Here is a 14,448-nt window from a genome sequence, read left to right as displayed (position 1 = left end):
GGCGCCCCGGGTCTCAGGCGCGGGCCGCCCGAGCCTGTTGCCCGGCGCCGGGGTGGGCGTCCTGCCCTCGGCGGGCGGGCCGGTGGCGGCTCCGGGGTGGGTCTGGCCGCCGCTGCGCGGCGGATGCCTTCCCGCCCACCCACCCGTTTGCTCCGCGACGTGACGCTGAGCCGGGCCGAACCGGCCCGCGCCTCCCGCCAGGCACCCCGAGCCTCACGCGCGGGCCGCCCGAGCCTGTTGCCCGGCGCTGGGGTGGGCGGGTCGGTGGTGGCTCGGGGGTGGGGCGGGTCGGACTGGCCCGCGTCTCCCGCCAGGCGCCCCGGGTCTCAGGCGCGGGCCGCCCGAGCCTGTTGCCCGGTGCCGGGGTGGGCGTCTTGCCCTGGGCGGGCGGGTGGCGGGTCGGGGGCCGGGCGGGGCGGACTGGCCCGTGTCTCCCGGCTGGTGCCCCGGGTCTCAGGTGCGGGCCGCCCAGGCCTGGCGTTCCGTGCGGACCGACAGGTCGGTGCGGTGCAGGATGCTGTGCGGTCCCTCCGTGTCCAGGAGGCGGTCCAGCGCTGCGATGTCGGCCGGTGCGAGCACGTCGTCGACGGTGCCTCGGATGCGCCGCAGGCCCTCCAGGGCGTAGCGGCCGACCGCCTCGGAGCCCGCGCCGTCGATGTCGACGGTGACCGTGCGTTCGGCCTCGACGGTGAACCCGGCGGCGGTGAGCAGCGGCCCCCAGTCGGCGCCGCGGTGCGGCATGTGCGCGGCGTGGTGGTGCTCGGTGGCCGCGTGGCAGCGCTCCTCCAGGCCGGGCGCCTCCTCCGGCGCGTCCGCGGGCAGGAAGCGGGGGAAGCCCGCCAGCTCGACGACGGCGAGCAGGCCGCCGGGCGCGAGCGAGCCGTGCACCTGGCGCAGCACCCGCGCGGGGTCGGCCATGTGGTGCAGCGAGGCGGACGCCCAGACGAGGTCGGGGGCGTCGAGCTCCGGCCAGGTGGTGTCGAGGTCGGCCAGGACCGTCCGTACGCGCTCGCCCACGCCCCGGGCCTCCGCCTTCTCGCGCAGGCGCCGCAGGTGGGCGTCGGAGGAGTCGACGGCGGTGACGTACGCGCCGGGGAAGCGGTCCAGGAGGGCGAGCGTGCCGGTACCGGTGCCGCTGCCGAGGTCGACGACGCGGCGCGGCGCCTCGGTCAGGGGCAGCCATGCGGTGAGGGACGCGATGTGCTCGGCGAGGACGTCCGCGTCCAGGTCGAGGAGGTCGGACTGGTCGGCGCCGGTGCCGGTGGCGGTGTCGGCGTCGTGGCTGTGGTGGTGTGCGGCGGAGTGGGTCATACGTGCACGCTAAGGCGGTCGCGGGGCGGATCCGCCTCCCCTGCCGGGATGCGCAAGACGATGGCCCTTTCCGCTGCCGAACGCGCAAGCCGCGCGAGCCCCCACGAGCCGAGAGGCCGCTCCAGGACCCCTACGGCTACGACCTGTCCGGCCCGCCGTCCTCCCCGCGCTGATGACCGCGCCGCGCGTCGCGGTCGAAGATGCCCAGGACCTCGCACGGCCCGCCCTCCGCCCCGATGGCGTGCGGCAGCATCGTCGGGAACTCGGCGGACTGGTTGGTCTCGACCCGGAACCGGCGGTTGCCGAGCAGCAGCGTCGCCGTCCCCGACAGCACCACGAGCCACTCCCGCCCCGGATGCGCCCGCATGCGCGAGAGGTTCTCCGGCGGCGGCCCCGTCATCCGCTGGCGCATGACCGTCACCCCGGGTTCCGCCTTGACCAGCCAGCTCATCCGCCCGTGGGCCGCGTCGATGACCGGGCTCGACACCACGTCGTCCGTCGCCGTCTCGACCAGCTGGTCGAGGGTCGTGTCCAGGGCGCGGGCGAGGGTCACCAGCTGGTCCAGGGCCAGCCTGCGCCGGCCGTTCTCGATGCGGCTGAGCGTGGACTGGCTGACCCTGGCCCGGACGGCCAGCTCCTCCAGCGACCACCCCTGCGCGAGGCGCAGCGCGCGGATCCGTTTGCGTACGAGACTGTCCAGCTCGCCGTCCTCTTGCGTCATGAGCGACAGCGTATGCCGGACCGGCAAGGACCGCGGCCCCACCGGCCCCGCTCCACCGACCCCACTCCGGCCCGCTCCACCGCCCCCGCCCTACCGGTCCCGCTCCGGCACCGCCTCCCGCAGGGACCGCAGCACGCGGGACACCGCCGCGCCCGACGCGGCCCCCCTCCGCACCGCCGCGACCACATGGCGGCGCGGGCGGTCCGTCGCCAGCTCCCGCATCACCACCCCGTCCCGCCGCACCGCCGCCAGCCTCGGCACCAGCGCCACGCCCATCCCCGCCTCCACCATCGCGAGGATCGCCGTCCAGCCGGACGCCGAATGGGCCTGTTCCGGGGCGAACCCCGCGCCCTCGCACGCCGCCCGCGTGATGTCCGACCAGGGGCCGCTGCCGCCGAAGATCCACGGTTCGGCCGCCAGATCGGCGAGCCTGAGGTCCGCCGCCGACGCCAGCGGGTGGTCCACGGGCAGCGCCACGTCCAGCGGGTCGGCGAGCAGCGACTCCCGGGTGAAACGGGTGTCCGCGTCGGCCGCGGCGGGCGCCTGGACGGCCAGCGAGAGCGCGATGTCGACCTCGCCGGCCGCGAGGAGCTCGTACGCCCGGGCCGCCTCGGTCTCCCGCACCCGTACGGAGATACCGGGCGCCGCCCCCCGCAGCGCCCGGACCGCCGGCACGACCAGCGCGGGCACGGCGGTCGAGAACGCCCCGACCCGCACCTCCCCCGCCTCCCCCTGCGCGTACGCGGCCAACTCGGCGTCCGCCTGCTCCAGTTGGGCGAAGACCGCCTCGGCGTGCCGCAGCACCAGATGCGCGGCGTCGGTGAGCCTGACCCGCCGCCCGTGCGCCTCCAGGAGCGGCACGCCCAGCTGTTTGGCGAGGTTGGACAGCTGCTGGGAGACGGCCGACGGCGTCATCCGCAGCGCCTGCGCCGTCGCCGTCACGGTGCCCCGCTCGCTCAGCGTGCGCAGGATCTGCAGCTTCTTGATGTCCCACTCGCTCATGAGGCCAACGTACCCACTGGTCAGAAGCGCGGACCCCACCGGCCGCGTCCCCTACTTCGTGCGGGCCGCGCCGAGCACGACCCCGCCCAGGATCAGCCCCATGCACAGCACCTGCAGCCATCCCATCGCCTCGCCGAGGAGCGCGAAGGAGAGCAGGGCGACGCAGACCGGCTGGAGGTAGTAGACGACCCCGGCGCGGGCGGCGCCGATGATCGAGATCGCCTTGTTCCAGGCGAAGAAGGCGACCGCCGACGACACCACGCCCACGTACAGGAGCGGCGAGACCGTGCCGGGCGTCGGCTCGAAGCCGCCCTCGACCGCGAAGTCGACCAGGAACACCGGCAGCAGCATCAGCGCGCCGAGCACGAACGTCGAGAAGAGGAAGGGCAGTCCGCCGATCTCCGCGGGCCTGCGCTTGAGCAGCGCGCTGTACGAGCCGAAGGACACCGCCCCCGCGATGACCCACAGGTCGCCGACCGCGAAGTCCATGGCGAGCGAGCCCTTGCTGACCAGCAGGAGGACTCCGGCGCAGGCGACGAACATGCCGGCCACGCGGCGGGCGCCGAGCCGGGCGCCGCCGAGGCGTTCATAGAGGGCCATCAGGACCGGTGACGCGGCCATGATCATGCCCATGTTGCCCGCGGTGGTCGTCATGCCGGCCTGGTTCACCAGGGTGTTGTAGACGGTGACGCCCAACAGGGCGGCCAGCAGCAGGTACTTGAGGTGCGCGCGGAGCAACGTGCGCTGCCGCCAGGTCTGCCGGACCGCGAACGGCGCGACCGCGGCGATGGCGATGATCCAGCGCCAGAACGCGTGCTGGATGGGCGGGACGCTGTCGTGGAGGGCCCGGGAGGTGACGAAGCTGCCCGACCAGACGACCGTGGCGAGGGCCGCGAGGGCGAGCCCGACGCCGATGGGGCGCGCCGCGGGGTGAGCGGTGGGTGCGGTGCGTGCGGGGGTCCGGTCCAGGAGTGCCACGGGGTATCCCTTGTCTCTCTCCCCGCGCCTGCGGGGTGTCTCGGTTCGGCGGCCGGTCGCGTCGCTTACGGGCGCGTCGCTTACGGGGACCACCGTGACACCCCATGAACCATCAGGTCCATCGAATACTTTTGCCTGCTCTTTTAAGGAAAAGCGAACGATCCTAGAGTGCGTGCTGGGCGAGCGCTCCCCGCACCGCCCCCGCCGCCGCGTCCTCCGCCGCCCACGCCACGTATCCGTCGGGGCGGACCAGGACCGTCGTGCGGCGGTCGCTCGCCCAGTGGGCCGGCACGGCGCGGCCCGTCGCGTGGCCCGCGTCCGCCGGGGAGATGAGCACGAACTCCCCTGCGCGCAGGGCCTCGTAGAGCCGCCCCTCCTTCAGCGCCACATCGGGGACGCGGCGTCCGACGAGGCGGTGCGCGCCCTTCGGGGCGGGGTACGCGATGCCGACTCCGGTGACCTGGCCGACCGCCTTGGCGCGTACCACCGGCACGGTGTTCACGACGGTGGCGACCGCGGCGCGCGCCGCCCGGGTCCACGGGCGCTTGGCCATCGCGAGCCGGACCAGGCCGCCGCTGCTGCGGAGCACCGCCTTGCCGACCGGGTGGCGCTCGGCCTGGTAGGTGTCCAACAGGCCTTCCGGAGCGGTGCCGTTGACGGCGGCGGCCAGCTTCCAGCTGAGGTTGGCGGCGTCCTGGAGGCCGGTGTTCATGCCCTGGCCGCCGGCCGGGGAGTGGACGTGCGCGGCGTCCCCGGCGAGGAAGACGCGGCCCACCCGGTAGGCGGGCGCCTGCCGTTCGTCGCTGTGGAAGCGGGACATCCAGCGGGCGTCGTGCATCCCGAAGTCCCGCCCGAGCGCCTGCCGGACGATGCCCTTGACCTCGTCGAGGTCGAGCGGCGCGCTGTCGGGGACGTCACGGCGGCGGTCCCAGCCGATGACGCGGTGGTAGCCGTCGGCGAAGGGCGCGATGAAGGCGAAGGAGTCCCCGGCGGCGTTGACGGCGAGCAGCGTCTCCGGCGGTTCGGCGAGCCGCACGTCGGCGAGGACGAGCGAGCGGATGACGGACCGGCCGGGGAAGGGCAGGCCGATCGCCCGGCGCACCCCGCTGCGGAGGCCGTCGGCGCCGACCACGTACGTGGCCCGCAGGGTGCTCGACTCGCCGCCGGGGCCGTGGAGTTGGAGCGTCACGCCGTCCGCGTCCTGGGTGAGCCCGGCCACCTCGGTCTCGTACGAGAAGCGCACCCCGGCGTCGACGGCGCGCCGCTCCAGGACCCGCTCGACCTCGTACTGCGCGAGGACGAGGACGTGGCGGAAGCGGGAGGGCAGCCGCGCGAGGTCGAGCGAGAGGCGCTCGAAGAGGCGCAGCTTGCCGAGCGGCTCGCCCCTGGCCTCCAGCTCGTCGGCGAGGCCGCGGGCGTCCAGCTGCTCCAGGGTGCGGGCGTGCACGACCATGGCGCGCGAGAGGTTGCTGATGCCGTGCGCGCGCTTCTCGACGAGGGTGACGGAGACGCCCGCTGCGGCGAGGTCCCCGGCGAGCAGCAGGCCGGTGGGTCCCGCGCCGACGACCACGACGGCGCCGTCGGCCGTACCTGCGGTGTTCGTGGTTCCGGTGGTGCCGTTCATGGCTGCCTCCTGGATGCCAACGCCTGTTGGTCAACGCTTGTTGGCCACCATAGGACTGCACCCATGGAGTGTCAACGCTTGTTGGCCTACGTTTGTTGGCGATCCGGAGACGTCACGCGGCGGCGGTCAGCCCTGCTTCTGCTGCTTGCGGGACTTGTCGCCGACCATCACGAGGCCCGCGATCACCAGGAACAGCACGATGGGCGCCGCGACGTAGAGGCCGAGCGTGTCGATGACGCTCAGGCCGGAGCCCGGGTCGTCGCCGTCGTCGCGGGCCGCGAAGGCGGGGGACGACATGAGCAGCATCATCAGCGTCGTGCCGGAGGCCAGGGCGCCGGCGCGCAGTGCGTTCTTCTTGTCCACGGTGCCAACGTAGCGAACTCCTAAACGGGGTGCGCGTCCGGGGGTGCCGTACGGGGGCTCTCGGCCGGCCCCGCGCCCTCCCGGAACACCGCCATGAGCGCGTGCAGACGCGGGGACGCGGTCAGCTCCTCCAGGGTGACGGGGCGTCCGGCGGCGTCGGCGACGGGCAGGCGCCAGTTGGGGTACTGGTCCCAGGTGCCGGGGAGGTTCTGCGGACGGCGGTCGCCGACCGCGTCCGGCAGCCAGATGCCGATCATGCGGGCCGGGGTGGCCAGCAGGAAGCGGTGCACGGCGCGCACCTCGTCCTCCTCGGAGCCCGTGCCGCCGGGCAGCATGCCGAGCCGGGAGAGCAGACCGAGCCACTCGCGCACGTCGGCGGCGGCCTCGGACCGCTCCTCGGCCAGCGGGCGGGTCAACAGGCCCAGGTCGTGCCGGAGTCGGACGTGCTCACCGGTGAGCCGGGCCGCGGTCGGCGGCAGGTCGTGCGTGGTGGCGGTCGCGACGCAGTCGGCGCGCCAGTCGGCGGCGGGCAGCGGCCGGCCGGTGCCTTCCCAGTCCCGCTCGAACCAGAGCACCGAGGTGCCGAGCACGCCGTGTTCGCGCAGCGTGTCGCGGACGCCCGGCTCGACGGTGCCGAGGTCCTCTCCGATGACGAGGGCGCCCGCGCGGTGCGCCTCCAGGGTGAGGACGGCGAGCATCGCCTCGGCGTCGTAATGGACGTACGTCCCCTCGGTGGGCCGGCGGCCCTCGGGGACCCACCACAGCCGGAAAAGCCCCATGACGTGGTCGATGCGCAGGGCACCGGCGTTGCGCAGCAGGCCGCGCAGGAGGGCGCGGTACGGGGCGTAACCGGACTCGGCGAGGCGGTCGGGGCGCCAGGGCGGCAGGCCCCAGTCCTGGCCGAACGCGTTGAAGGCGTCCGGCGGCGCCCCGACGGTCATGTGCGGGGCGAAGTGGCGCTGCTGGGCCCAGGCGTCGGCGCCGCCGGGGTGCACGCCGACCGCGAGGTCGTGCACGAGCCCGATGTCCATGCCCGCCTCGCGCGCGGCGTGCTGGGCGGCGGCCAGCTGGGTGTCGGTGAGCCAGGCGAGCCGGCTGTGGAAGTCGACGCGGTCCATCAACTCGCGCCGGGCGCGGGCCGTTTCGGCCGAGCTGGGGTCGCGCAGGGCGGCGGGCCAGGAGTGCGGTTCGGGGCCGTACGCCTCGGCGAGGGCGCACCAGGTGGCGTGGTCCTCCAGGGCGGCGCCCTGGTCGGCGAGGAAGGCGCTGTAGGCGGCGCGGCGGCCGGGGCCGAGGGGGACCTCGTGGAGCAGTTCGAGGGCCTCGCGCTTGAGCTCCCAGACGGCGTCCCGGTCGATCAACGCGTCCTCGCGCAGCACCCCTTCGCTCAGCTCGGCGGCCCGGCGGCGCAGCGCGTCGACCCGGTCACGGGCCTCGCCCCGCAGGTACGCGAACTCCGGGACGGCCTCGACGCGCAGGTGCACCGGGTCGGGAAAGCGCCGGGAGGAGGGCCGGTACGGCGAGGGGTCGCCGCCCGGACCCCCGGGCGGGGCGGGCACGGCCGCGTGCAGCGGGTTGACCTGGACGAAGCCGGCGCCCAGGTCGCGCCCCGACCAGGCGACGAGTTCGGCGAGGTCCCCGAGGTCGCCCATGCCCCAGGAGCGGCGGGACAGCAGGGAGTAGAGCTGGACCAGCAGTCCGTGCGCACGCCGCCCGGGGGTCCTGATCCGGTGGGGCGCGACGATGAGGTGGACGTTCGCGTCCCGGCCGTCGGGGGCGCGTACATGGAGGCGGTGCACGCCGTGGGGCAGGGGGGCGGGCAGCGTCCCGGTCGGGCCCCGGTGGCCGTCCGGCCGCGGCACCTCCCAGACCGTGACCCCGCCGTCCTCCGGCTCCACCCGTACCCGGGACCCCGGCGGCAGTCCGGCCAGGGGCGCGCAGGTGGCGGGGAGCGCGGGACGGTCGGGCGCGGTCACGGGCGTCGACGGCGCGGGGGCGTCCGTCCAGGCCACCACCGTCGGCGGCAGCAGGCGCGCGGACAGCTCCGCCTCGCGCGCGGCCAGGGCGGACCCGGCCGCTTCCGGGGTGCTCGCGTCCACGTCCAGCGCGGCGAGCGCCGCGATCACCGCGGCGTCGGCGGCCGGGACGGTGCGCCCCGGGGACGGGGAGTAGGAGGTGGCCACGCCGTAGGAGGCGGCCAGCCGGGTCAGGGCCATCAGACCGCCATGAAGTCCAGGCCCGAGGCCATGCCGGTGGAGGTGGGCTCGCTCGTCAGCGGGGCGGCGTCGGCGAGGGGCGGCTCGCTGGTCAGCGGCGCGGCGTCGGCGAGCGGGGGCTCGCTGGTCAGGGGCGGCTCGATGCAGCCGCAGGAGCACGAGCCGTCGAGGCCCGAGTCGGGGTGGGACACCTGGTCGGGGAAGGAGAGCCGGTCCGGGTAGGAGAGCTGGTCCGGGTAGACGGCTCCGTCGGGGAAGGACACCTGTTTGGAGAGGGCGGAGAGCAGAAGATTCGCGGAAGCGGTCATGGGGGAGCTCCTTCTCAGGGGGCAGGTCTCGGCAGCCCTACCCAATGCGCGGGGTCGCAGACGTATACGTTGCCTCAACGTGTCCTGGGTCACATCCGGTTCCCGTCGCGGGAGTTGTTTCCCCGAGTCCCCGCCGCCCCCGGAAGAACCGGCTCCGAAGCGGTGGCGCCCGGGAAGATCTGCGCGGCGCCGAGGACCGCGCGGGGGTCCGCGGAACGCCCGGTTCCGAGGGGGCGCCGACCCTCGTACCGCCGGGTCCGAACCTCCCGCCGCCAGGATTCGCGCAGGTTCCGCGAAGAATCACCCGACCGATACCGGGTCCCGTTGACACCCCCGTCACGTCGGTGGTGGGCTCGCTGCCACAGTGACGCGAGGGACCGCAAGGACCCCCAGGGAACGAGAACAGGGGCGAGGGCCGTGCAGCTGCGGCGCAGGAAGGGTGCGGCCGCCGTCGGGGTCGCGGTCAATGTCGCGGTCGCCGTGATCGCGGGAGCACTCGGCGGCGCGCCCGGCGCCCTCGCGGCCCCCGGACCACCCGGACCGCTCGGCAGGTCCGACGCCACCGTCACCTCCCCGGACACGGACTCCCGTGCCGGCCTGCCCCCCGTCTGGCCGCGCCCCCAGTCCATGAGCGCCGCCGGGAGCGCCGTCACGATCGGGGACGACGTCGTCCTCGTCGCGCCGGGAGCCGACCCGTACGCCCTGCGCACCCTGCGCGCCCTCCTGCGCGACGCCGGCGCCCGGCGGATCACCGAGGTGCGCGACGGCGACCCGCTCCCCGCGGGCGGCGCCCTCGTCGTCCGCGCGGGCGGGGCCGGCGCCGAACCGGCCCTGCGCTCCCTCGGCGTCCGCGAGCGCGGCGACCTGCCTTCGGGCGGCTACCGCCTGGCCGTCGGCCGCGTCGCCGGGCGCGAGACCATCGCTCTCGCGGGCGCCGGCGCGGACGGCCTCTTCCACGGCGTCAAGACCCTGCGGCAGCTCATCGGCGCGGGGGACGGCGCGCGCCGGGTGCCCGGCGTACGGATCCGGGACTGGCCCGGCACCGCCGTGCGCGGTCTGACCGAGGGGTTCTACGGCACCCCCTGGACCCGCGAGCAGCGCCTCGCCCAGCTCGACTTCATGGGGCGCACCAAACAGAACCGCTACCTCTACGCCCCGGGCGACGACCTCTACCGCCAGGCCCGCTGGCGCGAGCCCTACCCCGCCGAGCAGCGCGCCGACTTCCGCGCACTGGCCGAGCGGGCCCGCGCCAACCACGTCACGCTCGCCTGGGCCGTCTCCCCCGGCCAGGCCATGTGCCTGTCGTCCGACCGGGACGTCGCCGACCTCACCCGCAAGATCGACGCCATGTGGGCGCTCGGCGTGCGCGCGTTCCAGCTGCAGTTCCAGGACGTCAGCTACAGCGAGTGGCACTGCGCGCAGGACGCCGAACGGTTCGGTTCGGGCCCCGCGGCCGCCGCGCGGGCCCAGGCCCGGGTCGCCGACGCCGTCGCCGCGCACCTGGCCCGGCGCCACCCCGGGGCGCGGCCGCTCTCCCTGATGCCGACCGAGTACTTCCAGCGGGGCACGACCGAGTACCGCGCGGCCCTCTCACGCGGCCTCGACCACCGGGTCGAGGTGGCCTGGACGGGGGTCGGCGTGGTCCCCCGTACCATCACCGGGCGCGAACTCGCGGGCGCCCGCGCCGCGTTCGGACCGCACCCGCTGGTCACGATGGACAACTACCCCGTCAACGACTTCGCGCAGGACCGCGTCTTCCTCGGCCCCTACACCGGCCGCCAGCCCGCCGTCGCCACCGGCTCCGCCGCGCTCCTCGGCAACGCCATGGAGCAGCCCGCCGCCTCCCGCATCCCCCTCTTCACCGCCGCCGACTACGCCTGGAACCCGCGCGCCTACCGCCCCCACGCGTCCTGGCTCGCCGCCATCGACGACCTCGCGGGCGAGGACCCGAAGGCGCGCGGCGCGCTGCGGGCCCTCGCGGGCAACGACGCCTCCTCCGTGCTCGGCGCCGACGAATCGGCGTATCTGCGCCCGCTCATGGCCGCCTTCTGGCGCACCCGCACGGAACCGGACCGGGCGGCCGCCGAGGGTGCGGCAAAGCGGCTGCGCGCCGCCTTCGCCGTGATGCGCGGGGCGCCGCGTCATCTGGCCGGCAGCGAACTCGACGGTGAGGTGCGCCCGTGGATCGCGCAGTTGGCGCGGTACGGCGCGGCGGGCGAGGCCGCGGTGGACCTGCTGGCCGCGCAGTCCGCCGGGGACGGGGCGGCCGCCTGGCACGGCGTACGCAGGGTGACCGCACTGCGCAAGGAGCTGAAGGAGGGCGGCGTCACCGTCGGCAAGGGCGTCCTCGACCCGTTCCTCGCACGCGTGCTGCAGGCGTACGCGGCGTGGGCGGGGACCGACGGCGAGCGGGCGACCGACGGGGTGACGGCCCGCTTCGGCCGCACCCGCGCGCTGACCGCGGTGACGGCGCTCACCGACCCCGGCACCAGGGGCACCGTGGAGGCGCACGTCCCCGGCGAGGGCTGGCGACGGATCGGCGCGCTCGCGCGGAGCGGCTTCACGGAGGTCCGCCTTCCGCGGGGCGGCGGCCGTGCGGCGGGAGACGGGCGTGCGGCGGGCGACGGGCGTGAGGCGGGCGCCACCCCGCGGCACGCGGACGCCGTCCGTGTCGTTCCCGCCCACGGCGCGGCCGGCGCGGTCCGGCACCTCGTGCCCTGGTTCGCGGACGGCCCGGCGGCCCGCCTGGCGCTGAGCCGCGCCGAGGCCGACGTGGAGATCGGCGGCGGCCCGAGCCGGGTCACGGCGGAGCTCCGCTCGGTGCGCCCCGCCGACGTGCGCGGAAAGCTGCGGGTGAAGGCGCCGCGCGGCGTCCAGGTGCGGGCTCCCGGTGCGGCCACGTTGCCGCGCGGCACGAAGGTCGACGTGCCGGTCGACATCACGGTCCCGGCGGGCACCCGCGCGGGGACGTACGAGGTGCCGGTGACCTTCGGCGGGGAGAGCCGCACGGTGACCGTCCGCGCCGTCCCCCGTACCGCCGGACCCGACCTGGCGCGCGGCGCGCGGGCGGACTCCTCGGGTGACGAGACGAAGGACTTCCCGGCGTCGGCCGCCGTCGACGGCGACCCGAGGACCCGCTGGTCGTCGCCGGCCGAGGACGGGGCGTGGTGGCAGGTGGAGCTGGCGGGGCCGGTCAGGCTCGGCGAGGTCGTACTGCGCTGGCAGGACGCGTACGCGGCCCGGTACCGCGTGCAGACCTCGGCGGACGGCCGGACCTGGCGTACGGCGGCCACGGTGCGGCACGGCCGGGGCGGCCGCGAGTCGGTCCGGATGGACGCGCGTGACACCCGCTACATCCGCGTGCGGGGCGACCGGCGCGCCACGCGGTTCGGCTACTCGCTCTGGTCGGTGGAGGCGTACGCGGTCGCCGAGGAGTGAGCCCCGACTCCCGCGTACGGCATCCGCTTCGTACAGCCGCGTACGGCATTCGCGTACGTACGGCCGGGTACAACAAAGGCCCGGATCGGGAGCTAGGCGGAGATGCCGTCGATCCGGGCCATCGCGTCGTCCGCGCCGAACGGCTGCAAGTAGGGCAGCCAGCGCGGATCCCTGTGTCCGGTCCCGATGATGCGCCAGGCGAGGCCGGAGGGCGGGGCGGGTTTGTGCCGCAGTCGCCACCCGAGCTCCATCAGGTGGCGGTCGGCCTTGACGTGGTTGCAGCGGCGGCACGAGGCCACCACGTTGTCCCAGGCGTGCTGGCCGCCCCGGCTCTTCGGAATGACGTGGTCGACGCTGGTTGCGACGCCACCGCAGTACATGCACCGGCCGCCGTCGCGGGCGAACAGCGCCCGCCTGGTCAGCGGGACCGGCCCCCGGTAGGGGACCCGGACGAACCGCTTGAGGCGGACCACGCTGGGTGCGGGGACGGTGCGCGTTGCGCTGTGCATGAAGGCGCCGGATTCCTCGAGGCAGAGAGCCTTGTTCTCCAGGACGAGGACGAGCGCGCGGCGGAGCGGTACGACGCCGAGGGGCTCGTACGACGCGTTGAGGACCAAGACATGCGGCACGGCGGATGCCTCCTTGTACGCCGGCGGCGCGTGGCTCGCGCCGGGACGATCTGCAGCCAGTCTCCCCTCATGCCTGGTCGTCGCGCCAGCATGTGCCCGTAACGGCCTTGAAGTGTTTTCGACCACAGCCGGCGACGGCGACGGGACGTCCCTTGGTTCTTCCCCAGGTGAGCACCGTCTCTCCCACGAAGATGACAACGATCCACACACGATGCCCCGTTAGTGTGGTGTGTCTGCCCGGATCCGCGGTTCGTCTCCGTCGAGCCGCTGTCCCCTCCCGGGCAGGCCGCGATACCTGGAGGTACCCGCAGTGCTCTTGTCCGTCCTGTCGGCAGCCGGAACGGACCCGGACGACAAGCCGACGCAGAAGCCGCCCACGTTCGAGGACGCGCAGGAGAGCGCCACGAACGCGGCCAGCTGGGTCGAGCAGAACTGGTCCACCTGGCTCGGCATCGGTCTGCGCATCGTCCTGATCGTCGCGATAGCCCTGGTTCTGCGCGTGCTGGTGCGCCGCGCCATCACCAAGCTGATCGACCGCATGAACCGCACGGCGCAGGCCGTGGACGGCACGGCGCTCGGCGGTCTCCTCGTGAACGTGGAACGCCGCCGCCAGCGCTCGCAGGCGATCGGCTCGGTCCTGCGTTCGGTCGCGTCGTTCCTGATCCTCGGCACGGCCGGGCTCATGATCCTCGGCGCCTTCGAGATCAATCTGGCCCCGCTGCTCGCCTCGGCGGGTGTGGCGGGCGTGGCGATCGGTTTCGGCGCCCGCAACCTCGTCACGGACTTCCTCTCCGGCGTCTTCATGATCCTGGAGGACCAGTACGGGGTCGGCGACTCCATCGACGCGGGGGTGGCCTCCGGCGAGGTCATCGAGGTCGGCCTGCGCGTGACGAAGCTGCGCGGCGACAACGGCGAGATCTGGTACGTGCGCAACGGCGAGGTCAAGCGGATCGGGAACCTGTCGCAGGGCTGGTCCACGGCGGGCGTCGACGTGACGGTCCGCCCGGACGAGGACCTGGAGAAGGTCAAGGCGACGCTGGCGGAGGTCGGCGAGACCATGGCCAAGGACGAGCCGTGGAACGAGCGGCTCTGGGGGCCGGTGGAGATTCTCGGCCTGGACAGCGTGCTGCTCGACTCGATGGTGGTACGGGTCTCCGCCAAGACCATGCCGGGCAAGGCGTTGGGGGTGGAGCGGGAGCTGCGGTGGCGCATCAAGCGGGCGTTCGACGAGGCGGGGATCCGCATCGTGGGTGGCCTGCAGCTGGCGGTGGCGGAAGACCCCGCCGACCCGTCGGCCGGCGTCGCGGCCCCCTCCGCCTACGCCTCGGCGACGTCTCCCCAGTCTCTGGCGGCGTCTCCCATACCGCCGTCGCCTCCGAACATGTCGAAGTAGTCGTGCGGTGCTGGCGTGGGCTGTGTCTTCGGTGGGCCGGTGCCTTTGCCGGGGCCCGGGGCCCGGGGCCCGGCTCATCGTGGGCGGGGGCCACGGTCGGGGCTAGGTCCGGAGGTCACCCTTCGCCGGCCCGGTGCCTTCGATCCCTACCGGGGCCGCCCGGGGTTTTGCGGAGTGTGGCGGTTCCGGGCCGGGAGTAAAGGGCGCCCTTCGGGCGTCGGCTTCGCCGATTCCGCTCCGCTCCACCCTTGACTCCCGCCCCTCCACCGCACGTTGACTTTTGACCCGGACGGCCAGGGGTGGGGCCGACGGGGACCGGAGGATGGGTCATCACCTTTCGCTGCCGGGTGCGGCCCGGCCCATCGTGGGCCGACGCCCCGGTGCGAGCTCGGCCAGCCCGGCGGCCTCCCGCTCGGGCCATCAGCTTTCGCGGCCGAGTGCGGACCGGCCCATCGTGCGCCGACG

General features: G+C 74.9%; 11 protein-coding genes. 2 read left to right on the top strand and 9 right to left on the bottom strand.

The genetic code is table 11. The annotated features are described in order from the left end of the window. Positions 1 to 453: 453 nt before the first annotated feature. From ACZ6CV_RS00055 to ACZ6CV_RS00020, 8 genes are all read right to left on the bottom strand, one after another. Entirely contained in the window at positions 454 to 1,311 is an 858-nt protein-coding gene (locus ACZ6CV_RS00055) for a class I SAM-dependent methyltransferase (protein WP_469248329.1), read from the bottom strand. 136 nt (positions 1,312 to 1,447) lie between these two features. Further along, on the bottom strand, positions 1,448 to 2,032 hold the full coding sequence (locus ACZ6CV_RS00050) for a helix-turn-helix domain-containing protein (RefSeq protein WP_469248328.1): 585 nt from the start codon (positions 2,030 to 2,032) through the stop codon (positions 1,448 to 1,450). Positions 2,033 to 2,122: 90 nt separating this feature from the next. Beyond that, the gene (locus tag ACZ6CV_RS00045) at positions 2,123 to 3,034 is read right to left on the bottom strand and encodes a LysR family transcriptional regulator (RefSeq protein ID WP_469248327.1); all 912 of its coding nucleotides are present in this window, start codon (positions 3,032 to 3,034) and stop codon (positions 2,123 to 2,125) included. A 51-nt stretch (positions 3,035 to 3,085) separates the two neighbouring features. Beyond that, positions 3,086 to 4,012: a DMT family transporter gene (locus ACZ6CV_RS00040; protein WP_469248326.1), complete on the bottom strand. Its 927-nt coding sequence runs from the start codon at positions 4,010 to 4,012 to the stop codon at positions 3,086 to 3,088. Positions 4,013 to 4,175: 163 nt separating this feature from the next. After that, positions 4,176 to 5,636 (bottom strand): FAD-dependent monooxygenase, encoded by a 1,461-nt coding sequence (locus ACZ6CV_RS00035; RefSeq protein ID WP_469248324.1) that lies wholly within the window; start codon positions 5,634 to 5,636, stop codon positions 4,176 to 4,178. Positions 5,637 to 5,762: 126 nt separating this feature from the next. Beyond that, complete coding sequence (locus tag ACZ6CV_RS00030; protein WP_362369158.1) at positions 5,763 to 5,999, bottom strand: hypothetical protein; 237 nt, start codon at positions 5,997 to 5,999, stop codon at positions 5,763 to 5,765. A gap of 20 nt (positions 6,000 to 6,019) precedes the next feature. Next, positions 6,020 to 8,215, bottom strand: a complete 2,196-nt coding sequence (gene malQ, locus ACZ6CV_RS00025) for a 4-alpha-glucanotransferase (protein ID WP_469248321.1) — start codon at positions 8,213 to 8,215, stop codon at positions 6,020 to 6,022. Then, positions 8,215 to 8,523, bottom strand: a complete 309-nt coding sequence (locus tag ACZ6CV_RS00020) for a hypothetical protein (RefSeq protein WP_469248319.1) — start codon at positions 8,521 to 8,523, stop codon at positions 8,215 to 8,217. The genes malQ and ACZ6CV_RS00020 overlap by 1 nt, the downstream gene beginning before the upstream one ends. A 417-nt stretch (positions 8,524 to 8,940) precedes the next feature. On the opposite strand from ACZ6CV_RS00020, the gene ACZ6CV_RS00015 reads away from it, so the two are divergent. After that, a complete protein-coding gene (locus tag ACZ6CV_RS00015) occupies positions 8,941 to 11,961 on the top strand; it encodes a beta-N-acetylglucosaminidase domain-containing protein (RefSeq protein WP_469248317.1) in 3,021 nt (1,006 codons plus the stop codon). 92 nt (positions 11,962 to 12,053) lie between these two features. On the opposite strand, the gene ACZ6CV_RS00010 is transcribed toward ACZ6CV_RS00015, so the two are convergent. Then, positions 12,054 to 12,590, bottom strand: a complete 537-nt coding sequence (locus ACZ6CV_RS00010) for an HNH endonuclease (RefSeq protein WP_150184145.1) — start codon at positions 12,588 to 12,590, stop codon at positions 12,054 to 12,056. A 310-nt stretch (positions 12,591 to 12,900) separates the two neighbouring features. Between ACZ6CV_RS00010 and ACZ6CV_RS00005 the strand changes: the two genes are divergently transcribed. Next, positions 12,901 to 13,983, top strand: a complete 1,083-nt coding sequence (locus ACZ6CV_RS00005) for a mechanosensitive ion channel family protein (RefSeq protein WP_469248315.1) — start codon at positions 12,901 to 12,903, stop codon at positions 13,981 to 13,983. Positions 13,984 to 14,448 lie beyond the last annotated feature (465 nt).

The organism is Streptomyces sp. NPDC041713 (genome assembly GCF_055591085.1).
Note: the sequence above shows the minus strand (reverse complement) of the source record. Positions and strands in the feature narration are given on the sequence as shown.

Excerpts from the sequence above, each read along its gene's own strand:
- ACZ6CV_RS00055 (WP_469248329.1), bottom strand. The coding sequence starts at position 1,311 with ATGACCCACTCCGCCGCACACCACCACAGCCACGACGCCGACACCGCC.
- ACZ6CV_RS00050 (WP_469248328.1), bottom strand. The coding sequence starts at position 2,032 with ATGACGCAAGAGGACGGCGAGCTGGACAGTCTCGTACGCAAACGGATC.
- ACZ6CV_RS00045 (WP_469248327.1), bottom strand. The coding sequence starts at position 3,034 with ATGAGCGAGTGGGACATCAAGAAGCTGCAGATCCTGCGCACGCTGAGC.
- ACZ6CV_RS00035 (WP_469248324.1), bottom strand. The coding sequence starts at position 5,636 with ATGAACGGCACCACCGGAACCACGAACACCGCAGGTACGGCCGACGGC.
- malQ (WP_469248321.1), bottom strand. The coding sequence starts at position 8,215 with ATGGCCCTGACCCGGCTGGCCGCCTCCTACGGCGTGGCCACCTCCTAC.
- ACZ6CV_RS00020 (WP_469248319.1), bottom strand. The coding sequence starts at position 8,523 with ATGACCGCTTCCGCGAATCTTCTGCTCTCCGCCCTCTCCAAACAGGTG.